Source organism: Levilactobacillus humaensis (assembly GCF_024345185.1).
GTDB classification, from domain to species: Bacteria; Bacillota; Bacilli; order Lactobacillales; family Lactobacillaceae; genus Levilactobacillus; species Levilactobacillus humaensis.
The window spans coordinates 33364-54988 of the sequence record NZ_BROB01000009.1 but is presented as its reverse complement, the minus strand read 5'-3'; the positions used below and the strand labels follow the sequence as shown (position 1 = coordinate 54988).

General features: G+C 50.2%; 22 protein-coding genes. 9 read left to right on the top strand and 13 right to left on the bottom strand.

Translation table 11 applies throughout. The annotated features are described in order from the left end of the window. From OCU14_RS04205 to OCU14_RS04190, 4 genes are all read right to left on the bottom strand, one after another. Positions 1–1500 carry a zinc ribbon domain-containing protein gene (locus OCU14_RS04205; RefSeq protein WP_261809932.1) on the bottom strand — a complete coding sequence of 500 codons (1500 nt, stop codon included), beginning with the start codon at positions 1498–1500 and terminating at the stop codon, positions 1–3. A gap of 17 nt (positions 1501–1517) precedes the next feature. Next, on the bottom strand, positions 1518–1958 hold the full coding sequence (locus tag OCU14_RS04200; RefSeq protein WP_261809931.1) for a zinc ribbon domain-containing protein: 441 nt from the start codon (positions 1956–1958) through the stop codon (positions 1518–1520). Between the two features lie 18 nt (positions 1959–1976). Continuing rightward, positions 1977–3092, bottom strand: a complete 1116-nt coding sequence (locus tag OCU14_RS04195; protein ID WP_261809930.1) for a TcaA second domain-containing protein — start codon at positions 3090–3092, stop codon at positions 1977–1979. Positions 3093–3425: 333 nt separating this feature from the next. Next, positions 3426–3971: a GNAT family N-acetyltransferase gene (locus OCU14_RS04190; protein WP_261809929.1), complete on the bottom strand. Its 546-nt coding sequence runs from the start codon at positions 3969–3971 to the stop codon at positions 3426–3428. Positions 3972–4098: 127 nt separating this feature from the next. Between OCU14_RS04190 and OCU14_RS04185 the strand changes: the two genes are divergently transcribed. The 3 genes from OCU14_RS04185 (at position 4099) to OCU14_RS04175 (ending at position 6715) form a co-directional block, all read left to right on the top strand. Further along, positions 4099–4749 carry an NAD(P)-dependent oxidoreductase gene (locus tag OCU14_RS04185; protein ID WP_261809928.1) on the top strand — a complete coding sequence of 217 codons (651 nt, stop codon included), beginning with the start codon at positions 4099–4101 and terminating at the stop codon, positions 4747–4749. 102 nt (positions 4750–4851) lie between these two features. Next, the gene (gene brnQ / locus OCU14_RS04180) at positions 4852–6189 is read left to right on the top strand and encodes a branched-chain amino acid transport system II carrier protein (protein WP_261809927.1); all 1338 of its coding nucleotides are present in this window, start codon (positions 4852–4854) and stop codon (positions 6187–6189) included. Positions 6190–6442: 253 nt separating this feature from the next. Next, positions 6443–6715, top strand: a complete 273-nt coding sequence (locus tag OCU14_RS04175) for a hypothetical protein (RefSeq protein ID WP_261809926.1) — start codon at positions 6443–6445, stop codon at positions 6713–6715. 61 nt (positions 6716–6776) lie between these two features. On the opposite strand, the gene OCU14_RS04170 is transcribed toward OCU14_RS04175, so the two are convergent. Next, positions 6777–6941: a hypothetical protein gene (locus tag OCU14_RS04170; RefSeq protein WP_261809925.1), complete on the bottom strand. Its 165-nt coding sequence runs from the start codon at positions 6939–6941 to the stop codon at positions 6777–6779. Between the two features lie 102 nt (positions 6942–7043). Between OCU14_RS04170 and OCU14_RS04165 the strand changes: the two genes are divergently transcribed. After that, the gene (locus OCU14_RS04165; protein ID WP_261809924.1) at positions 7044–7730 is read left to right on the top strand and encodes a YjjG family noncanonical pyrimidine nucleotidase; all 687 of its coding nucleotides are present in this window, start codon (positions 7044–7046) and stop codon (positions 7728–7730) included. Here OCU14_RS04165 and OCU14_RS04160 read toward each other — a convergent pair. From OCU14_RS04160 to rpmH, 8 genes are all read right to left on the bottom strand, one after another. After that, complete coding sequence (locus tag OCU14_RS04160; RefSeq protein WP_261809923.1) at positions 7727–7936, bottom strand: hypothetical protein; 210 nt, start codon at positions 7934–7936, stop codon at positions 7727–7729. The genes OCU14_RS04165 and OCU14_RS04160 overlap by 4 nt on opposite strands. 17 nt (positions 7937–7953) lie before the next feature. Continuing rightward, positions 7954–8334: a hypothetical protein gene (locus OCU14_RS04155; RefSeq protein ID WP_261809922.1), complete on the bottom strand. Its 381-nt coding sequence runs from the start codon at positions 8332–8334 to the stop codon at positions 7954–7956. Positions 8335–8620: 286 nt separating this feature from the next. After that, on the bottom strand, positions 8621–10531 hold the full coding sequence (gene mnmG / locus OCU14_RS04150; protein ID WP_261809921.1) for a tRNA uridine-5-carboxymethylaminomethyl(34) synthesis enzyme MnmG: 1911 nt from the start codon (positions 10529–10531) through the stop codon (positions 8621–8623). Between the two features lie 57 nt (positions 10532–10588). Next, positions 10589–11983: a tRNA uridine-5-carboxymethylaminomethyl(34) synthesis GTPase MnmE gene (mnmE, locus tag OCU14_RS04145; RefSeq protein ID WP_261809920.1), complete on the bottom strand. Its 1395-nt coding sequence runs from the start codon at positions 11981–11983 to the stop codon at positions 10589–10591. 211 nt (positions 11984–12194) lie between these two features. Beyond that, positions 12195–12983 (bottom strand): RNA-binding cell elongation regulator Jag/EloR, encoded by a 789-nt coding sequence (jag, locus tag OCU14_RS04140; RefSeq protein WP_261809919.1) that lies wholly within the window; start codon positions 12981–12983, stop codon positions 12195–12197. A gap of 148 nt (positions 12984–13131) precedes the next feature. Continuing rightward, positions 13132–13965 carry a membrane protein insertase YidC gene (gene yidC, locus OCU14_RS04135; RefSeq protein ID WP_261809965.1) on the bottom strand — a complete coding sequence of 278 codons (834 nt, stop codon included), beginning with the start codon at positions 13963–13965 and terminating at the stop codon, positions 13132–13134. Between the two features lie 11 nt (positions 13966–13976). After that, complete coding sequence (gene rnpA, locus OCU14_RS04130; protein ID WP_057878224.1) at positions 13977–14333, bottom strand: ribonuclease P protein component; 357 nt, start codon at positions 14331–14333, stop codon at positions 13977–13979. A gap of 98 nt (positions 14334–14431) precedes the next feature. Continuing rightward, complete coding sequence (rpmH, locus tag OCU14_RS04125) at positions 14432–14566, bottom strand: 50S ribosomal protein L34 (RefSeq protein ID WP_011668979.1); 135 nt, start codon at positions 14564–14566, stop codon at positions 14432–14434. A gap of 536 nt (positions 14567–15102) precedes the next feature. On the opposite strand from rpmH, the gene dnaA reads away from it, so the two are divergent. The 5 genes from dnaA (at position 15103) to gyrB (ending at position 21582) form a co-directional block, all read left to right on the top strand. Next, the gene (dnaA, locus tag OCU14_RS04120) at positions 15103–16476 is read left to right on the top strand and encodes a chromosomal replication initiator protein DnaA (RefSeq protein WP_261809918.1); all 1374 of its coding nucleotides are present in this window, start codon (positions 15103–15105) and stop codon (positions 16474–16476) included. Between the two features lie 268 nt (positions 16477–16744). Further along, positions 16745–17884, top strand: a complete 1140-nt coding sequence (gene dnaN / locus OCU14_RS04115; RefSeq protein WP_261809917.1) for a DNA polymerase III subunit beta — start codon at positions 16745–16747, stop codon at positions 17882–17884. A 366-nt stretch (positions 17885–18250) separates the two neighbouring features. Further along, a complete protein-coding gene (yaaA, locus tag OCU14_RS04110; RefSeq protein WP_057878221.1) occupies positions 18251–18478 on the top strand; it encodes a S4 domain-containing protein YaaA in 228 nt (75 codons plus the stop codon). Then, a complete protein-coding gene (gene recF, locus OCU14_RS04105; RefSeq protein WP_261809916.1) occupies positions 18478–19632 on the top strand; it encodes a DNA replication/repair protein RecF in 1155 nt (384 codons plus the stop codon). The genes yaaA and recF overlap by 1 nt, the downstream gene beginning before the upstream one ends. A gap of 3 nt (positions 19633–19635) precedes the next feature. Continuing rightward, positions 19636–21582, top strand: coding sequence for a DNA topoisomerase (ATP-hydrolyzing) subunit B (gene gyrB, locus OCU14_RS04100; RefSeq protein WP_261809915.1), 1947 nt, complete (start codon positions 19636–19638; stop codon positions 21580–21582). The last annotated feature ends 43 nt before the right edge of the window (positions 21583–21625 follow it).

Genomic DNA, 21625 nt, shown 5'->3' with positions numbered 1-21625 from the left:
TTACTCATCTTCATGCCGATCATCAGTCTTAACCGCATGGCCATACTTCACCAGCTCATAGTTTTGTGACGTATCATCATCGCCGGCTGGCTGAATCGTTGCGGTATATTGGAAGTCCTGAACATGATCGTAGTCATAGTCGGTCAACCCAAAGGTATATTCAACCGTAAAGACCACTTCACTTGTCCCATTCGGCCCTGGTTTGACTGATGACACACTCGTATCCATGTCAATCGTATCGAGATCATCATTATCATAGTAACCCTGGGCCATCTTTTTCAAGTCCGTGTAGTGAGCATTATTCTCTCCATTCACAAAGAAGTCAGACATTGCATCCCCATCATCATCGGTAGCGTCGCTCATATCGCCACTTCGGGAAAGGTTTCCAGCCGCTTCAAATAAGTTGGAAATGAAATCATCCGCATCATCCTCGCTCATCATGTCCTTGTAATCCAAATCGACTGAACTCTGATCGTCGTCCTTGCGTAACTTGGTTGTCGCAGTGGTGGCCTTCCCAGCACTAGAGGTGTAGGCTGCATAGACACTCATATCAGACGTCCACGGTTCATCCTTAATCTGATAACTTCCCGAACTGTTCGCTGTCCCAATCTTCTTGCCATTCAGGTAAATCGAAGAGCCCGGAACCGTATCCAATTCCACCGTGATCGTCGTCAATTGCAAATCATACGTTTGATTGCTAGTGATGTGATAATCACTACTGTTGGTCAGATTATGACCACCGATCTTCCCCTTGGACTGCAAGTGGTATTCACCCGGAACCATCGCGGAAAGTTTCTTCGTAAATTCATCACTTGTGGCCGTAGCAATTTTCTTATTATCTAATGTGATGACGTTCCCCGTATGGTTCGTGGTAACGGTTGGATAAACGGGACTTACACTAATCTGATACTTCGGGAAGAACAAGAGGTGATGTCCCTTTTGTTCGTACACAAAGTTGCCGTCCGTGCTACGACCACTAGACGTTAAATCTGCCTTCAACTTACTTAAGGCGCGCGCATGATTACTATAATACCGGTTAATTGGCAATAATTTTGCTTTGCTCAAGGTTAGATCTGAACTGGCACTACTGAAGTCATCTGTCAGGTGTTTGCCACTCTTGATATCACTAATCGTTCGGTCCAAAGTTGCGGCACGTGAATAATGTTGGCTCCCCCAAGCGACGAAACCTACCAATGCAACGGCCACAACACCCGCACCCCACCAAATTCCTTTTTTCTTCTTAGACCAAGGCTGTCGTGGGACACGACTGGTCCGCTGTTGTTGTGGTGCTGCCTGCTTATATTGTGCTGGCTGTGGTTGTGTGCTCTGCTGGGTCTGACTTGATTGTGTTGGGTCGCCCTGAGCCAATTGAAGATTGTACCCACAGTTTTCACAGAACGTGTCAGTCGCCGAGACTGGTTGCCCACAGTTGGGGCAGAAATTTGTTGTCGCACCACCAGGCTGATTATCAGCTGGTGCGGCGTAATTAGTCAAATGCATCATGAAATCCTCCAATATTAATGCTGAGTATCAACAATTAAAGCTTCGCCGTATAGGCAAAGTTGACTAGGTTGCATTGGTTCTGGCTGAATGGAAACCCGCGTCACCCCCGCATACCCCTTCGCCAGCAGTAAGCCGTAAACGTGTTTCATGAGGTCCTCCCAAGCGGCTTTAGCCCCCGCGCGAGGCGTAACAGCACTTTCCGCGAAGATTAATCCTGCCGACCGATAGCCAGCCGGAATGTCACGATCCGCCGTAATTTTGAAGTTTTTAGTTTGCGCTACCTCATCAGGGGTTAACTCCAAATCAAACAACGGAACTGCCTGGTCAGCTGCATGGGGGATCAGGGCATATTCATCAGCCGAAGATAGGCTCGTGCCACACTTTAAACAGAAGTTCGCATCCGCTGCGTTGGGATTCCCGCATTTGGAACAGATACGATAATATGTTTGCTTCATCAGAAAACCTTCCTTCACTTAGTCGTCGAAGTCGACTTCTTCAAACTTTCCCTTAGATGAGTCATATTCGGCCAAAATGTCATGAATATCATCGTAACGATAAGTACTGTCATGATCCCCTGAATCGACGTCGTACAGCTTAATTTCAGTCACATGTGGCTGAGGTGTCGATTCTTTATAGGTATAATCATCCGTATCCAGATCATCGTTGTCACTCAGTTCATCTAGCGCCATTTGGGCTTCAGCGGATAAATCATCGTAACTGTCAGTGGCATTCGAATCGTCATCACTCGTCGTATTATCTTCAACTTTACCGCCAGTCGCATCAGTTACGGTTGACTCATCTTCATTCTCATTTACCACGTCATGACCACCCTTAGTTGCTTGAACAATTAAATCAATATGTTTATTGATCGTATTACCCGCTACTAAATTGACTGTTGTACTTTTGTGAACACGTCCGCCTGATAACTTAAAAATATATTGCCCAGGGAACAGTGGACCAGCTTTATAGGAATAATGATCATTCTTGGTGGTAACCAACGCCTTCCCATTAGCTAACAACGTTGCATTAGCCACGTTACTCGTCAAAACAGGATGCATGGTCGTCACTTTTAATTTATAAACCGGAAAAACTAAGAAGTTATGGCCAGCCGTTTCCAATTTAAAGGTGTGGTCTCGAGTCTCTCCTGACTTTTGCAAGTCCGCCTTCATCACCTTCACGTAGTTAGGATGCTTCCGCGCATAATCAAAGAACGGTTGCACCGTGTCGCCATCAATCTTTAAATTTGGATTATCACTAACCATCTTTTTGGCGAAATCGTTGCTCTGGTTATCCGTAATATCATCCGTAATTGTGGCAATCTGCTTTTGCTTACCGGCCTGCTTGCTATAGAAGGAACCAGCCAACACAATGACCACAATCACGGCAACCGCCAGGACACCCCAGATCCCACGACTGAGCCATTTTGCTTTCTTTTTCCCCGGCTTTGCCGACTTACCATTCCTATGCCGTCCTCCTCGACGCGTCTCGGTGGGCGGCGTTACCGGAGTCGTCCGCAAGTCAAAGCCACAATGCTCACAGAAAATACTATCGGACGCCACTGATTGCTGACAGTTCGGACAAGTCTTCAATAGAGTTCACTCCTCATGGCGGGGTATTAGGGATTAAAAAAAGTCGTAGCTCGCATACCGTAATCTTTCTGCATCGGCTCGACCGACAAGACTAATCGCCGTTAGATGATACCATGCTATTAAAAGACAGATATTTAAACATTTGCCACCCAACACCCTACTAATTTATTAAGTTTTTGCTACGTTTATTATTATACGCTAATACCCATTTAGTAAAAGGACTGTTTAGTAAATTAGATTATAAGTACATGATCACTTCTCAGCTACATTTATCCCCCGCCAAAGGAGCCCCTAATTAAAAGCCCTCGCAGACTTCGTTCTGCGAGGGCTTCCTTATTGTTGCCGTTGCCGCCACTCATCAACCAAAATGCCATACTGATAAAGATCCACCCACTGACCGTCTTGGAAAACGGCCTCACGATTGATGCCTTCCCGGACGAAGCCTACCGCGGCGTACGCGTGAATTGCGGGGAAGTTATTGGCATTCACGTTTAAGGTCACCTTGTGAAGACCCAACTCGTTGAAAGCAAATGACAGAATGGTATCGAGCGTATCCGTCCCGAAGCCTTGGCCGCGATCGCTGGCCACCGGCAGGGCAATCCCGAGATCGGCTCGCCGATTCTTGAATTGGACGTCGTCGAGAATGACCCAGCCTAACAATCCATCGTCGGCATTTGCCCGTACCATGAAGAAGAATTTATCATCACGGTCGGGTTCCGCCGCCAGCTCGGCGTATTCCGCAGCCGTCCATGGATGAAAGGCGTCTGCGGATAGATTTCGCAGTAAGCCGGGCTCCCATTGGGTATCTTGCAGCCACTCCGCATCCCCATCACGCATTTCCGTTAAATGGACCAATTGCCCTTGAACCACATCTTTCATCCGACAGACCTCCCATTTCTTTGCTCTAACTCTACCATAGACTATCATTGCGAACCATATTAATTGGCGAATCACTTGGAAACCGCTATACTAATCGCATCGTAACAAATAAGGGAGGAAACTATCTATGAAAATCACAATTATCGGTGCCACTGGAATGGCCGGCAGCGCCTTGGTCAACGAAGCTTTGCGCCGCGGCCATCAGGTCACAGCGTTAGCCCGTTCTGAGGAAAAATTAGCCAAGTTGCCAACTGACAACCCGGCCTTAACCACCCACGTTCAGGATGCCTTTACGCTAAGCACCGCTGATCTTCAGGCAACGGATGTCGTGATTGATGCCTTTGCCACCGCACCTAGTCTGGCCTTCCAACACGTCGATTTGGCTGCTCACCTGGTGGCCCAACTTCGGGAGACGACCAGTCCTCGCTTAGTCTTCATCCTAGGCGCTGGTAGCCTCCAAACTGGGGATGACCACCATTTGTTCGTTGACGATATCGCCAAGGACCCGAACGCTGCCAGCTTCATCAGCGTGCCCCAAAATCAATTGAAGGAACTTAATTTCTTACGCGATGTCGACAATGTTAATTGGGTCGGTGTTTCTCCCGCAGCTAACTTCCATCCTGGGGATGCCGTCCCTGCCTTACTGGGTACGGATGAGTTACTGGTCAATGCTAACCAAGAATCTGGAACTTCAGCAGGAACCATGGCTGTGGCGATCCTCGATGAAATCGAGCAACCACAACATCATCAGGTGCGCTTCACCGTCGCCGATAAATAATCAAACGATCTAGAGTTTCGGGCTTTTGTCCGGAACTCTTTTTTGGTATGCTTACCGGGTGCTAAAATCTGAATCTAACTTTAAGAAAGTTGCGATGCCATCTTGAAAACACAATTAAACCGACGAGAGCTGCTCTTCATTGGCATGATGCTCTTCGGCCTATTCTTTGGCGCCGGCAATCTGATCTTTCCCATCTTCTTGGGACAACAGGCTGGATCCAATGTCGGCTGGGCGGCCATTGGCTTGTTACTCGCTGGAATCGGGATTCCCCTTCTAGGGGTCACCGGGATTGGGATCACCCATAGTGAGGGCGTCTTTGACCTCGCAACCAAAGTCAATCGTCCCTTCGCCTACCTCTTTACCATTCTGCTATACCTAACCGTGGGCCCGTTCTTTGCCCTCCCCCGTCTGGCAACAACGTCCTTTCAAATCGGTCTCGTGCCCTTTATCGCCCCGCACCACCAGTCGCTCGCCCTGGGACTCTTCTCAGTCGCCTTCTTTGGCCTCGCTTGGTGGTTAGCCCGCCGACCAGGTAAACTCATGACTTACGTGGGAAAATGGCTCACACCGCTATTTCTCATTCTCTTAGGCGCACTGATGTTAGCGGCCTTTTTGAAACCCCTGGGTGGCTTGTCGAGCGTTCCAGTCCGTGGCAGCTACGTTCACGCACCTATTTTAAGTGGATTTATGGAGGGGTATAACACCATGGATGCCTTGGCCTCACTGGCCTTTGGGATCGTCGTCATCGATAGTATTCGCGACCTGGGGGTTACCGAACCCGGCCAGATCGCCAAAGACGTGATTAAGGCCGGAACCATCAGCATTGCCCTGATGGGAGTCATCTACACACTGTTAGCCCTCATGGGAACCATGAGTTTGGGTCACTTCTCACTTGCAGCCAACGGGGGCATTACCCTGGCTCAGATTGCCAATTACTATTTTGGTACCTGGGGAACTGGCCTATTGGCACTGATTGTAATTATCGCCTGCCTAAAGACCGCCATTGGCCTCATCTCAGCCTTTGGCGATGCAGGTCATGCCTTATTTCCGCGTATCCCTTATGCCGTTTTAATTGGCATTGCCAGTGTATTGCCTTGCCTATTTGCCAACATCGGCCTGACTAAGCTGATTGCGGCCTCCACACCGGTACTGCTCTTTCTATATCCCCTAGCCATCGTGCTAATCCTGTTGGCCGTCTTGTCCCCTCTGATGGGGACCTCTCGTTGGCTCTTCGGAACTGCGATGCTCTTTACCCTTATTCCAGCCATTTTCGCTGGGCTCACCGCGCTGCCAACAGCCATTCAAAATATGGCCTGGTGTCGCCCGTTATTAATACTTAACACATACTTACCCTTAGCCAGTCAGGGCTTCGGGTGGGTAGTTCCCGCGTTGACCGGGACGCTGATTGGCTGGATTGCTAGTCGATTGACCACAAATTAATGACGAGGTAGGGCCTGAGCCTTTTTGTCTCAGGCCTTTCTTGCGCTCCGAACATCTACAGTCGAAACGTGTGACAGAAGGCAGTCAATGAGCATCAACCGCCTTTTATCACACTCTCTACCTCATCTTGTTCGAAAAGTCATCTTGCAATTTGAGTGTTTCGACCTCCCCTTGGCACAAAATTTCTGGTATTATATATTTAAGCTGTAATCGAATTCTCATATTCTCATTTAATTTAAACGAGGTGAAAATGATGACGACTACCCGTTACCCTTTAAATATCGCTAAAATTTTCGTGCCGATTATCACCGTTGTGCTCTTGTTACTGATGTTGTCTGTCGGTGATCCCGTAATTGTTGCTTTTCTATGCTTTAGTTCCTTGATTACAACGATGCTTCACTTCAACGTCTTCGAGGATACCAGCGACACCCACCCGTTAAACCGGATTGACCTGGTTCTTCAAGTTGTTTTTCTACTCGCATCATTCTTCCGTGCCTTCATTTTAGGTGCGACTGATTATCACTAGCTGAATCTAAGCCCGGTTGTCCAAGCAGACAACCGGGCTTTTTAAAATCCATGACAATCCTTTACGGTTTCGTTTGATCATCTGTCAGGGCCAGCACCAACGTCACGACACCCAGGCTCAATGAAATACCACCCATAGCCAGATCGCGATTAGGGCGTAAGAATAGGATCATCCCCGCCACAAAGAATAAACCGGCATTTAACAAATAGATCTGCTTGCGGTTCATCCCCACACCTCCCCAAGAGTTGGCCACATTTTAGTCGTCAACTCGTCGGCAACCTCACATTCGTGGTAAACTTTATAGAAACCACGAGGGGGTCCCCTATCCATGAAAAAATATGTCATTCTCGATCTTGACGATACGCTCCTCGACTTCACCCGCGGCGAAATCGAAGGTGTCACGACACTGCTCGCCGAACATGGCGTCACCGATACCGCCCGCGGCCTGCAGGTCTACCAAACGATCAACACAGCGATCTGGCAACAGATCGAGCAGGGGGCGCCACGCGAGCCACTATTGAATACACGCTTTGCCAAAGCCTTTGGTGCCCTGGGAATTTCGGTCGACGGTGCGGCGCTCGAACGCCGTTACCATGCCATGCTAGATCACAATTTCTATGTACTCCCGGGCGCTCAGGACTTCCTGGACACCCTTCAAAAAGGGCAACTTACTCTGGTCGGCGGCACCAACGGAACCAAGACCATCCAGCTCAACCGACTAGAGGGCTCCGGCATCGCCGGCTATTTCGATCGGCTCTTCATCTCGCAAGACCTCGGGGTCGACAAACCCGATCCAGCCTTCTTTAACGCCATCTTTGCAGCCTATTCAGATATGACGGCCGCTAGTACCATCATGGTCGGCGACCATCTCGCCTCAGATATTCAGGGGGCACTGAATGGTCACCTCGACAGTATCTGGTACAATCCGCACCACGACATCAATTTCGAGGGCATTCAGCCAACCTATGAGGTCGATTCCTATGCGGCCGCCGAGCACGTCTTGCTCGACGACTAGCCTAATTCCACCTCACCTAAATAGGTTTCAGGATCATGAGCCTTGGCCGCTTGTAAAACGTCCCAATCCTGTTTGGTAATAAGGACAATTGAGTCTGTCTCATGACCATCCGTGGGTGTCACAACGACCGTTTCTTGTCCATCGCGGACCTCGGCTAATATCTCCATCAAAGCCTGTTGTGCCGCTGTTGGTGAATAACGCTTCATGTTTGTTCCCCCTCTATTTATCCGGCTAACCGTGCCAAAATCCCGGCTAAAACGGCCGCCAACAACACCTGGCTAAGTAACAGGTACTGGGTCTGACGGCGCCACCATAGTTGTTGGTCTTCTGAAACCCGACGACGTCGTTGAATCCGTAGCGCCACCACTCCGGAAGACAGATCGACCAACAGTAACAACCACACCACGCGCTGGTTTGTCCAAGCCGGTTGGATGACTGCAATCGTCGCATAAGCCAACCCCAAGTAGAGAAAACTATGACACATGATCTGATGCCGACTCAACCGCCAGCCATTGGCCGCTTGGATCCGCTTTAATAGTTGGCGATGCCACCACAGACTCACTAAGGCCAACCCAATACCCAGACCTAACAGAATCGTTTGCACGTTCAAGACTCCCTTATCCCGAGGTCGCCCTTTTAGCGACCATATTCGGCGTTCCGCTTGTCTTATCTCTTCTTCAAGATTAACAAGACCACGTATTGTTGCTGCAAAGAACGTGTAAAGATTGCGTGTTTTAATTATTAGGTATCGAATAACTACGCTACCATTACCATACAGCCAGTCTTACGGCCGTCACTAATTATTTATCTTTTGAAAATTAATTATTAATAATTAAAAAGAGGTGTCCTCCCGGTTATCACAACCGTAAGGACACCTCTTTAAGTTTTAACTACTTCACTTTCGCAATCTTACCCTGTTCAACGTAAACGCTCAGGATGGCGATATCGGCGGGATTAACCCCACTGATTCGGCTAGCCTGGGCCAGCGTCTCGGGTTGAATCTTCTTGAGTTTCTGATGTGCTTCAGTTGCCAAGCCATCGATCGCATCGTAATCGATGTTTGCAGGAATGGCCTTGGCTTCCATCCGCTTCAATTTCGCCACGTTATCCTCGGCCTTCTTGATATAGCCGGCATACTTCAACGAAATCTCAATTTCCTCGACAATGTGACGATCCAGAGGCTGTTCTGGTGCTGGAATGAACTCAAGTAACGTCTGGTAGTCCACGTAGGGCCGGCGCAAGAACGCTGCGGCCAACACACCATCTTGGAGTGGCTTGTCGCCGTGGGACTCAACAAAGGCGTTGATCGCATCGCTCGGCTTGATCCGGATGCTGTTTAACCGGTCCAATTCAACCTGAATAGCAGCCTTCTTGGCCAAGAATTCCTCATAACGGTCATCACTGATCAGGCCCAACTCGTGGCCCTTGGCGGTCAGCCGCAGGTCCGCGTTATCATGCCGCAAAATCAAGCGGTATTCGGCCCGGCTGGTCAACAACCGGTAAGGCTCCTTGGTTCCCTTGGTAACCAGATCGTCCACCATAACTCCAATGTAGGCATCCGAACGCTTCAACGTGAAACCTGGCTTGCCTAAGGCCCGTAAGCCGGCGTTGATTCCGGCCAGCAGACCTTGACCCGCTGCTTCTTCGTAGCCGGACGTTCCGTTGGTTTGGCCTGCCGTGAAGAGGTTCTTCAATGGCTTGGTCTCTAACGTTGGCCGTAATTGATAAGGGGAAACGACATCGTATTCGATGGCATAGCCGGGACGCATCATTTGGGCATCTTCGAGGCCTTGGATGGAGTGCAAAATCTTCTGTTGCACTTCTTCAGGCATCGACGTGGACAGCCCTTGGACGTACCATTCGTCGGTCTTGCGACCTTCTGGTTCCAAGAAAAGTTGGTGCCGTGACTTGTCGGCGAAACGAACGATCTTGTCTTCGATTGATGGGCAGTAACGTGGGCCCACCCCTTCAATGACCCCGGTAAACATCGGCGCGCGGTCGAGGTTTTCGCGGATGATCTTGTGGGTCGTTTCATTCGTGTAAGTTAACCAGCAAGACAGCTGGTTCTTTAAGGCCAAGTAGTCACTGTCGGGCGTGGTAAAGCTAAAGTGGTTGGGCTCGGCATCCCCAGGTTGTTCCTCAGTCTCGTCATAGTGAATGGTATTCCCATCCACTCGTGGTGGGGTCCCCGTCTTGAAGCGTTCGAGGTCGAACCCGTACTTTGGCAGGTTGGCCGTTAGCTTGTTGGCTGGTTGGGAGTTGTTAGGGCCTGATGAGTACATCAATTCCCCAATAATAATCTTCCCACGCGCGGCGGTTCCGGCAGCAATCACCACGGCCTTAGCGGCGTAACGCGCCCCAGTATTCGTGATGACCCCTTTGCAGACACCGTCTTCCACGATCAGGTCGTCGACGATCCCCTGACGTAACGTCAGATTGGGTTCGCGTTCGATGGTATGCTTCATTTCTGCGTGGTAGGCGTGCTTGTCGGCCTGCGCACGGAGCGCACGGACGGCCGGGCCCTTACCGGTATTTAACATCCGCATCTGCACGTAGGTCTTGTCGATGTTGCGGCCCATTTCGCCACCCAAGGCGTCGATTTCACGGACGACGATCCCCTTTGCGGGACCCCCAACCGATGGGTTACATGGCATAAATGCCACCATGTCCAGGTTGATGGTCATGAGGAGTGTCTTGTTCCCCATCCGGGCGGCGGCTAAAGCTGCTTCGCTACCGGCATGACCGGCGCCCACGACGATGACGTCGTAGTCCTGGCCGGGATATTCTTTTACTTCAGTCATGGTTTCTTTCCCTCCATGTCGGGTCACGGAACTGCCCGCGGCCAAACGGTTTATGCGTTATTTTCCTAAACAGAATTGACTAAATAATTGGTCGAGTAACTCGTCTTGGTAGCTATCGCCAGTAATTTCACCCAGCAGATCCCAAGCCCGCGTCATGTCGATTTGGACCAGGTCTACGGGCATCCCCGCAGCAATTCCACTCTGGACGTCATCCAAGGCGTCACTGGTCTGGTGCAACAGCCCAATGTGGCGGGCGTTGGTCACCATCACCGAGTGTGAACTTGACTCGATACCCTCATCGAAGAAGAGATGAGCAATCGTCGTTTCCAGCTTGTCTAAGCCGGCTCGCTGCAGAATGGACGTCTCAATGATGGGACTCCCATTGGCAGCCTGTTTGACGGCATCCAGATCGAGTTTCTGGGGTAAATCAGTCTTGTTTAAAATCAGGATTCGTTGCGTGTCGGCCGTAGCCTTCAGTAGCGATTCATCCTCGGTGGTCAGTGGCTCGCTGGCATTGAGCACCAACATGACCAAATCAGCGGTGTTGATGGCCTTGCGTGAGCGTTCCACCCCGATCTTTTCAACCTTATCGGTGGTATCGCGAATCCCCGCGGTGTCAATCAGCTTCAACGGCACGCCCTTAACGTTAACGTACTCTTCGATCACGTCACGCGTGGTTCCGGCAACATCAGTCACGATCGCCTTGTCTTCATGTAACAAGTGGTTCAACAGGCTACTCTTCCCAACGTTTGGCCGACCCACAATTGCGGTCGCCAAGCCTTCTCGGAGCACCTTCCCTTGTTTAGCGGTGGCCAAGAGGGTCTTGACCTGCTGCTGAACCTCTTTGGACTTCTCCAATAACATCTTGGTCGTTACGGCCTCAACATCATCGTATTCCGGATAGTCGATATTCACTTCGACTTGGGCCAGGGCATCCAAAATATCCTGCCGCAGGTTGCGAATCAAGTGGGAAAGATCCCCGTCCAATTGGTTTAAGGCCACCTTCATGGACTTGTCGGTCTTGGCTCTGATCAGATCCATCACGGATTCCGCTTGGGTCAAATCGATTCGGCCGTTTAAGAAGGCGCGTTTCGTGTACTCACCGGGTTCGGCCAGGCGCGCCCCATAACTCAGGCACAATTGAAGGATCCGGTTAGTCGCCACGATCCCTCCGTGACAATTAATTTCAATAATATCTTCCTTGGTGTAGGTCTTCGGGGCCCGCATCACGGTAGCCATGACCTCATCAACCTCTTCGCCATCCTCAGGGTCGACAATGTGGCCGTAATGAATCGTATGGCTGGCGACCTTGCGCAGGTTGGCTCCCTTGAAGAGCTTGCCAGCGACATCAAAGACCTCTTCACCGCTCAGCCGAATGATGGCAATCCCACCTTCACCAGGTGGGGTCGAAATTGCTGCAATCGTATCAAATTCTGTGGTTGTGACTGCCATGAGCCATCCTCCTTTTAAGTCTGTCAGTTGGTTCTTACCCTTGTTTACGCGGTCTAACGCCCCGGGCGTATCATTTTACGCCATAAAAAAAAGCACCCACTCCACGCCACCTAACTGTGCGTGGATAAAGTACTTTCACTACTTTATCGTAAACTTGATAAGAATGATTGTCTTCACTATAAGGGGTAAAGACGCTTTTGTCAAACGAAACTTAGGCCGGTTCGATCACCACGGCCCGGTGGGGTTCTCTCCCCGCCGAATAGGTTGTGACGTAGTGATTCTTCGCCAAAACCGCGTGGATCTGCTTGCGTTCAAACGCCGGCATTGGGTCCAAATAGATCGGCTTCCCGGTTGCCACGACCTCCCGCGCCGTACTCTCGGCCAATCGGTTCAAAGTGGCTGCTCGCCGTTCACGATAACCGGCAACGTCCAATTCAACCATGACGTGCGCAGCGCCATGATGATTCAAGAACAACTGTGCCAGGCTCTGCAAGGCGTTGATGGTCCGACCGTGCTTGCCGATCAGCAGGCCCTCCTTCTCTGTCGTAAAGACCAGCTTAACCTGCCGCCGTGCCGTTGATTCGACATCCAACGTGGCGTCAATTCCGAGCTGATCGACGATCGTGGCCAGATAGTCCTGAACGGCCTCAATGGCCGCCTCGCGACGTTTCCGCCGTTCCTCTGGCGTTGTCTCCGATTGCACCGGTTGAGCGGTCTCCGCCGCCTCAGGGGTGTCAGTTACGGCCGCTGCCGGCTTGTTTGCGGGCATCATCGGCTGCACTGGCACAACCGCTTGTTTCTTAGGTGTTGGTTTCGACGTCGCGACGGGTTCAACGGGCTTCAAAGCCACATCCACCATCGCGTCTCTCTGGCCAATTCCCAGCCAACCCTTACGTGGCGTGGTGACCACTCGGGTTGTCACTTGGTCCAACCGACAATTCAGGGCGGTCAATCCTGCCTGAATCGCCGCTTCTTCCGTTTTCCCCGTAAAGATTGTCATGTCGTCCATTCCTCCAATATGCTTTCAGTCATTTTTCAGTATACCATAGAACTTTCCGAGTCAGCTCATCTGCCATCACGCGTTCCGCGGATAGAAAAAGCCGTCCCACCATTGCGGAACGGCCTAAAATGCATTTATTTAGCTTGGTTTACTTGCGGCGACTCTGCTTAGCGCGACGCACGGCCTTCTTCATAACCCGTTCGCGAGCGGCCTTTTCTTTGGCCTTTTCATCGCGTTCGGCTTGAATCTTCCATGGGTTTTGCAGTAACAGCGTTTGACCGACTTGGAAAATGTAAGACACGGTCCAGTACAATGACAGTGACGAGGCCACGTTTAAGGCGGTAAAGAAGACCACCACGGGCATCCCGATAATCATCATCGTATTCATGGAACTCGTCTCCGGTGCCGACTTGGTGGTTAACCACGAACTCAAGAACGTGGCAAAGGCCGCCAGGAATGGCAAGATGAAGTACGGGTCCTTGTGGCCCAATTGCAACCACAAGAAGGTGCCGGACCGCAGAACGGCTGTCCGCCAGATAGCTTGGTACAAGGCCCAAATGATTGGGAGTTGTACCACGGCTGGTAGACATCCCATTAAGGGATTAATGCCGGCTTCCGAATACAGCTTTTGCTGTTCGGTCTGCAACTGCTGCATCGTGTCACGGTCCCGTGACGAGTATTTCTTCTGTAAAGCCTTTAATTGGGGCTGAATTTCCTGGGTCTTCCGCATGCTGCGCGTTTGGAAAACCATCAGTGGCAGTAAAATGATCCGGATGATAATGGTAAAGATGATAATACCAACACCATAATTCCCACCGAAGAAATGAGCCAACCAGATGATAGCACGCGAGAAGTTCAGAACGATTAAACCGTCCCAAATCCCGGTACTCTGGTTCGTGATTGGCTTATTGCTACAAGCGGAAAGGATCAAAGTCAAGCCCACAATACCAAGCATCAGTAGGGTACGTTTGTACTTTTTCACGTTTTTCACGTTTATTCCTCACTATAGTTGGAATCCAGCAGTTTTGCCAGCTTCAAGACATGGATCAGGCTGCTCTTCGCATCGGGCATCGAGATGCCATCGGCACGCGGACGTGCGATAACTAGGAAATCCACATCCTGCTTGAGGTGCGGCTTCAGCTCGAGTAAACTCTGCCGAATCCGTCGTTTCACCCAATTCCGGTGAACGGCGTTTCCAATCTTCTTCCCGACCGAAATCCCAACCCGAAAATGCGGTTGATCCGGCTTCTCCATTGAATACACCACAAATTGCCGGTTAGCGACTGAATTTCTGGTTTCAAAGACCTGCTGAAATTCCGCTTCTTTCTTAATGCGGTAAGATTTTCGCATGGTGCATCTCCAAAATTCTCATATATGAACAGGCCGCGAGGGATTGGGGTCCCAGTCTCCTCGCAGATAAAATAAAAAGACCACTGACAGTCAGCGGCCTATGCAGACAATACTTTACGTCCTTTTTGACGACGACGTGCTAATACTTGACGGCCATTGCTAGTGCTCATGCGCTTGCGGAAGCCGTGTACACGTGAACGGTGACGTTTCTTTGGTTGGTAAGTGCGCTTCATCGTGACACCTCCTTGAAATTTTTGAATTTTTTTCATCTGGATAATTCCAGACAAATACTAAATGCATTTCCTGAACATATTAGCATAAATTTCGACCGAATGAAACCGTTAGTTGAAAATATCCATAAAAAGTTGTCCCCGGATAAATTTGTTTCATGCACTTTGGCTGTGGATAACTTGTGGATTCAGAAAAAGTTATGCCGGGCTTTCCCACCTGGTTATCCACCAATCCACAGCCTGTTTATTTTTAAAAAAGCATTCCTGTTAATTCTGTGGATAACTTGTGAAACACTTGTCCTTGAGCTATTCCTACTCCACAGTTTCCTGTGGACAAGTTAAAATCACATTTATTATCCACAAGTTTCACCCTGCCTGTGGATAACTTTATTAACTCCCTGTGAAACAATTATGCACAGCGTCCATTACCCTGTGGAAAACTTTTTTTCTTCATGCTACACTGGACTTACGTTTTCGTTTGGGCGGCGTCCGTCCAAACTTACGATTACCATAATCTTAAATTTAGGGGGGCTACATCAGTGCCAGATATGTTAACTTTGTGGGCTGATATTACAAAATTACTCAAGCAAAACCTTGATCCGGCAACGTACGCAACCTGGATCGAAGCAGCTAAGCCAATTTCCCTCGTCGGTAACAAACTAACGTTGGAACTTCTCTCACCCCTACACCGTGACTACTGGACTCGGCGCCACCTCGATCAACAAGTCATCGAATACGCCTACCAGGTCACACATGAAGATATTCAACCTATTCTTGTCACGAAGAGTGAATTACAACCAGAGGTTTCCCGTAGTAAAACGGGAACCGGCGTGGTTACAGAGGAGCCTGGGGTTACCGATGCTCCCGATGCCACACCCACTTTTATGAAGGAAAATGCGTTGAACCCACGCTACACATTCGATACCTTCGTGATCGGGAAAGGGAACCAAATGGCCCATGCGGCGGCCTTGGTGGTTTCTGAAGAACCTGGTGTGATGTATAATCCACTCTTCTTCTATGGAGGTGTTGGGTTGGGTAAGACCCACTTGATGCACGCCATCGGCAATAAGATGTTGGAAGATCATCCTGACACCAAGGTGAAGTACGTGACCAGTGAAGCCTTCACCAATGACTTCATTAACTCGATTCGAACGCGGACTCAGGAACAATTTCGTCAAGAGTACCGCGACGTTGACCTCTTAATGGTTGATGATATCCAGTTCTTCGCCAATAAGGATTCGACCCAGGAAGAATTCTTCCATACTTTCAACTCCTTGTATGACGACGGCCATCAGATCGTCTTGACTTCTGATCGCTTACCAAATGAGATCCCAAAGCTCCAAGACCGGCTGGTATCCCGCTTCGCCTGGGGGTTGTCCGTGGACATCACACCACCAGATCTGGAAACGCGGATCGCCATTCTCCGCAATAAAGTCGACGCCGACCAGATCGATGCGCCGGACGACACGCTCAGCTATATCGCTGGCCAGATCGACTCCAACGTGCGGGAACTAGAAGGCGCTTTGTCTCGCGTTCAGGCCTACCACAACCTGACACATAAGCCAATCACCACTGATTTGGCGGCCGAGGCGTTGAAGAGTCTCAACCTGGCAAACGCCAACGATGCCATTACCATTCCAGTCATCCAAGACCGAGTGGCCAGTTACTTCCACATTTCAATGAAGGATTTAAAGGGGAAGAAACGTAAGAAGTCCATCGTAACGCCGCGCCAGATTGCCATGTACCTCTCGCGTGAGCTAACGGATGCCTCGCTGCCGCGCATTGGGAATGAGTTTGGCGGTAAGGACCATACCACGGTCATTCATGCCTACGACAAGATCGACGACGCGCTAAAAACGGATCCCGAACTTCAAAAGGATATTGATGACTTAAAGGAAGAATTACGGCGCTAGTCATTGGCCGTCTCCGAGGACCTCTGAGTGGGGGTGTTCGAGGCGTTTTTTTGGCCCCAACTGCGGTATCATAGAAATGAACGCCACAGCGTGTGTGGATAAGAAAAGATAAGTCTACGAGTTTTCCACAAGTTATCCACAGGTGGAAAAGCGTAGCCGCAACATAGTTTCTCAAAGTTATCCACATTACCCACCGCGCTACTACTTCTTCTATCTTTTTTCTTTTAATTAAGTAAATTACGCACCAAGTAAAGGAGTGTCATCACTAATGAAATTTACGATTAACCGGGCAGCCTTCATTAAGGAACTGAACAACGTCTCCCGAGCCATTTCTTCTAAAACCACGATTCCCATTTTGACCGGACTCAAAATCGTCGCCAGTGACGCTGGGTTACTTTTAACCGGGTCTAATGCCGATATTTCTATTGAAACGTTGATTAGAGCCGACGATCCTGATATTGGCTTAACGATTGACGAACCAGGGGCCATTGTTTTAACGGCGCGGTTCTTCAGTGAAATCGTCAAGCGATTACCAGAACAAACGCTGACGCTGACCGTTAAGGATGGTTTCCAAACTGAAATTACCTCTGGTTCTGCGGCGTTCAATATTAACGGACAAGATGCCAATAACTATCCACATTTGCCAGAAATTGATGCGGCCGACTCCGTGGTACTCTCAGGTGCCGTCTTTAAGGAGCTCATTGGCCAAACGGTTATCGCCGTTTCTAATCAAGAAAGTCGGCCAATCCTGACCGGGGTGCATTTCGTCCTGGCTAACAACCAATTCCTGGCCGTGGCCACGGATAGTCACCGCCTCTCACAACGGCAGATCGAATTACCAGATCCCACCGAAGCCGCCTTTGATGTCATCATCCCCGGAAAGAGTTTGACCGAATTATCCCGGATGATCGGTGACGATGACAGCACCGTTAAGATGCAGTTCTCCGAGAATCAAGTTCTCTTCTTATTAGGGGATACGTCGTTTTACTCCCGGTTACTGGAAGGCAATTACCCCGATACGTCGCGGTTGATCCCAAAGGAAGCCTCCACGACAGTCGAGTTCGAAGCACCAGAATTATTGGCCGCCGTCGAACGGGCCTCGCTGTTGTCCCATGAATCACGGAACAACGTGGTTAAACTGACTTTGACGCCAGCCGAAAATCATGTGACGATCTTCAGTAATTCACCCGATGTCGGGAATGTTGAAGAAGCGTTGGATCCTAAGGAATTGACGGGTGAAGACCTCGAAATTTCCTTTAACCCCGATTACATGAAGGATGCCTTGCGATCATTTGGTCAAACGACGATCAGAGTGGCCTTTACTTCCGCGTTGCGGCCATTCACCTTGGTCCCAACCGAAGATACCAGCAACTTCATTCAGTTGATCACGCCGGTACGGACGTTCTAAAGTTAATCACCACAAAGTGTTGTCCCTTGGGGCAACACTTTTTTTATAGGTGGTCGTCGATTTCGGCAGTGGGCCAGTTATGAAAACGGGGGAAAATAGGCGTCAATTTGAGCCATTTAACGGAAAATGCGTGCGCAAATAACGGTGTCCAGAACGGGGATCGCGATTTAGGGTCGTCAAAACCGCCAAAAAACAAATAATTCGCTAAAAGACCGCTATTTTCGAATCTGAGCAAATTTACCGCCTTTTTACCAAAAATATCAAAAACACCCCAAATAGCCTCAGAACGCAAAAATCAAGGGGATCGCCTGTACTTTTCCCTAAAAAGCGGTATAATATAAGAGAAGAATATTAAGGGGTGAAATTGTGAAAAAAGACGTTTTCATTGACACGCCCTACATTACTTTAGGCCAGTTACTCAAAGAAGAATCCGTCATCAGCACTGGTGGCCAAGCCAAGTGGTATTTACGTGAAAACACGGTAAATATCAACGACGAACCGGACAACCGGCGGGGCCGTAAGCTGTATCCTGGCGATACAGTGGCAGTACCTGAGGCAGGATTATTTTTTATACGCTCAAAGCAGGGTGAATAATGTATTTGCAAGAGTTGCAGCTGCAGCATTTTCGGAATTATCCCGAGGCCGATATTCGGCTGGGTCGGGGGATTAACGTCCTCCTCGGCGAAAATGCCCAGGGCAAGACCAATCTATTAGAGGCCATCTACGTGCTCGCGTTAACGCGCAGTCACCGGACAGCCAACGATCATGATTTGGTGAACTGGCAGGCCAAAACGGCCAAGGTCAGTGGCCGAGTCGTGAAGTCGGCAGGGACGGTGCCACTGGAGTTAACGTTCTCACGTCAGGGCAAACGTGCTAAAGTCAATCACCTTGAGCAGGCTCGGTTATCACAATATGTGGGCCAGCTCAATGTGATTTTGTTTGCCCCGGAAGATCTCGCGATTGTCAAAGGCGCCCCGAGTATTCGGCGGCGCTTTATGGACATGGAGTTTGGCCAGATGAATCCGCGTTATTTGTATAATTTAAGTCAATATCGGACGCTGTTGAAGCAGCGGAATCGCTATCTGAAGGATTTGCAACACAAACAGAAGCGCGATCTGCTGTTCCTATCGGTACTGTCTGATCAATTGGCATTATATGGTGCGGAAATTATCGCCCAGCGGCTGCGGATGTTACATAAGCTGGAGCACTGGGCGCAGGTCATTCACGCCGAGATCTCCCAGCAACGCGAGACACTGACGTTTCACTATGCCACCCAGGTGCCCGATGAGGCGTTAGCCGACGCCAAGAGCATCCAGGCGGCCTTGAGTGCGTTATATGAGAAACAACGGGACAAGGAGCTTTACCAGGGGACGACCCTGGTGGGCCCCCATCGTGATGACCTGCATTTTCAGGTCAACGATAAGAATGTCCAGACGTTCGGGTCTCAGGGGCAACAACGGACAACGGCACTGAGTGTGAAGTTGGCCGAGATTGACCTCATGAAGGAGGAGACCGGGGAGTATCCGGTCTTGCTTCTAGATGATGTCCTTTCAGAATTGGATGACGCGCGGCAGACTCATCTGCTGACAGCCATTCAGGATAAGGTACAGACGTTTATCACCACCACCAGCCTGAGCGGGATTACCCGCCAGCTGATTAAGAACCCGACCATTTTTCACGTGGCCGATGGGACCGTGGTGGCGGATGGATCGCCCACTAGTGACGATTCGGCAACAAAGGAGGATTAAGCAGTGGCTGAAAAAGAACACGAAACCAAGGCGGAACGGGCAAGAGAATATGATGCCAGCCAAATCCAAGTTCTTGAGGGCTTGGAAGCGGTACGTAAACGTCCCGGAATGTATATTGGATCAACGAGTGCCCAAGGTCTCCATCACCTCGTGTGGGAAATCGTGGACAACGGGATTGACGAAGCCTTAGCTGGCTTTGCCGACGAAATTCACGTCACGGTGAACAAGGACAACAGTGTGACCGTGACCGATAATGGTCGGGGAATTCCTGTCGACATCCAAAAGAAGACGGGAAAGCCCGCCTTAGAAACGGTCTTTACGATCCTGCATGCCGGGGGTAAATTCGGCGGTGGCGGGTACAAGGTTTCCGGTGGTCTCCACGGGGTGGGGGCTTCCGTTGTCAACGCGCTGTCCACCGAGTTGGATGCCCAGGTTATCCGTGACGGCAAACGCTACTCGATCACCTTTGATCGGGGTCACGTGGTGAAGCCAATGACCGTCGTTGAAGAAGGACTTCCTAAGGAAAAACACGGCACCATTGTGCACTTCCTGCCGGATCCAGATATCTTCAGAGAAACGACCACCTTTGACATCAAGACGTTGACCACGCGGATTCGCGAGCTGGCCTTCTTGAACAAGGGTCTCCGGATTACGATCCGTGACGACCGGCCAGAGAAACCAACCGAAGACGATTTCCACTATGAAGGTGGGATCCGTCACTACGTTGACTATTTAAACGAAAATAAAACGACGCTCTTTGAACCGCCAATCTATGTTGAAGGGGCCGAAAACGGGATTACAGTGGAAGTCGCCCTGCAATACACGGATGACTACCACAATAACCTGTTGACGTTTACCAACAACATCCACACCTACGAAGGTGGGACTCATGAAGAAGGATTCAAGCGGGCCTTAACACGCGTGGTGAACGACTACGCGCGGACCAACAAGCTGATGAAAGACAATGAACCGAACTTAACCGGGGATGATGTCCGTGAAGGCTTGACGGCCGTGGTTTCCGTGAAGCATCCGGACCCACAATTTGAAGGTCAAACGAAGACCAAATTGGGGAACTCCGATGCCCGGACGGCCGTGGATCACACGTTTGCCGATCACTTCATGCGGTTCTTAATGGAACATCCCGATATCGCCCGTAAAGTGGTGGATAAGGGGACGTTGGCTTCCAAGGCCCGGGTTGCCGCTAAGCGGGCCCGTGAAGTTACCCGGAAGAAGAGTGGGCTGGAAATCAGCAACCTTCCCGGGAAACTGGCCGACAACACGTCTAAGGATCCGTCGATTTCTGAATTGTTTATCGTCGAAGGGGATTCCGCCGGTGGGTCTGCTAAGCAGGGTCGTTCGCGGTTGACACAGGCGATCTTACCGATTCGTGGGAAGATCTTGAACGTGGAAAAGGCCTCGATGGACCGGATTCTGGCGAACGAAGAAATTCGTTCCCTGTTTACCGCCATGGGGACTGGATTTGGTGACGACTTTGACGTTGCCAAGGCCAACTACCACAAATTGATTTTGATGACCGATGCCGATGTCGATGGCGCCCACATTCGGACGCTGTTGCTGACATTGGTTTACCGCTACATGCGGCCGTTATTGGATGCCGGTTACGTCTACATCGCTTGCCCACCACTCTATCGAGTTCGGCAAGGCAAGATGCAACGCTACCTGGATTCCGATGACGAATTAAAGGAATTATTAGGCCAATTACCACCCGCACCAAAGCCACAGATTCAACGGTACAAAGGGCTGGGTGAAATGGATGCCGAACAACTCTGGGAAACGACCATGAACCCCGAAAACCGGCGGCTCTTGCGGGTCGATGCCCAAGATGCCATCAACGCTGACCAAGTGTTTAGCATGTTGATGGGTGACAAGGTGGCACCTCGACGCGAATTTATCGAGGACAATGCGACCTTCGCCGAGTTGGATGTTTAGTGAAGAACGGAGGGTAAAGATTTGGCTGATCAAGACTATATAG

Excerpts from the sequence above, each read along its gene's own strand:
- OCU14_RS04205 (WP_261809932.1), bottom strand. The coding sequence starts at position 1,500 with ATGCATTTGACTAATTACGCCGCACCAGCTGATAATCAGCCTGGTGGT.
- rnpA (WP_057878224.1), bottom strand. The coding sequence starts at position 14,333 with ATGCGAAAATCTTACCGCATTAAGAAAGAAGCGGAATTTCAGCAGGTC.
- OCU14_RS04190 (WP_261809929.1), bottom strand. The coding sequence starts at position 3,971 with ATGAAAGATGTGGTTCAAGGGCAATTGGTCCATTTAACGGAAATGCGT.
- OCU14_RS04165 (WP_261809924.1), top strand. The coding sequence starts at position 7,044 with ATGAAAAAATATGTCATTCTCGATCTTGACGATACGCTCCTCGACTTC.
- rpmH (WP_011668979.1), bottom strand. The coding sequence starts at position 14,566 with ATGAAGCGCACTTACCAACCAAAGAAACGTCACCGTTCACGTGTACAC.
- jag (WP_261809919.1), bottom strand. The coding sequence starts at position 12,983 with ATGACAATCTTTACGGGGAAAACGGAAGAAGCGGCGATTCAGGCAGGA.
- dnaN (WP_261809917.1), top strand. The coding sequence starts at position 16,745 with ATGAAATTTACGATTAACCGGGCAGCCTTCATTAAGGAACTGAACAAC.
- mnmE (WP_261809920.1), bottom strand. The coding sequence starts at position 11,983 with ATGGCAGTCACAACCACAGAATTTGATACGATTGCAGCAATTTCGACC.
- OCU14_RS04200 (WP_261809931.1), bottom strand. The coding sequence starts at position 1,958 with ATGAAGCAAACATATTATCGTATCTGTTCCAAATGCGGGAATCCCAAC.
- mnmG (WP_261809921.1), bottom strand. The coding sequence starts at position 10,531 with ATGACTGAAGTAAAAGAATATCCCGGCCAGGACTACGACGTCATCGTC.
- recF (WP_261809916.1), top strand. The coding sequence starts at position 18,478 with ATGTATTTGCAAGAGTTGCAGCTGCAGCATTTTCGGAATTATCCCGAG.
- OCU14_RS04175 (WP_261809926.1), top strand. The coding sequence starts at position 6,443 with ATGACGACTACCCGTTACCCTTTAAATATCGCTAAAATTTTCGTGCCG.
- OCU14_RS04185 (WP_261809928.1), top strand. The coding sequence starts at position 4,099 with ATGAAAATCACAATTATCGGTGCCACTGGAATGGCCGGCAGCGCCTTG.
- OCU14_RS04160 (WP_261809923.1), bottom strand. The coding sequence starts at position 7,936 with ATGAAGCGTTATTCACCAACAGCGGCACAACAGGCTTTGATGGAGATA.
- OCU14_RS04170 (WP_261809925.1), bottom strand. The coding sequence starts at position 6,941 with ATGAACCGCAAGCAGATCTATTTGTTAAATGCCGGTTTATTCTTTGTG.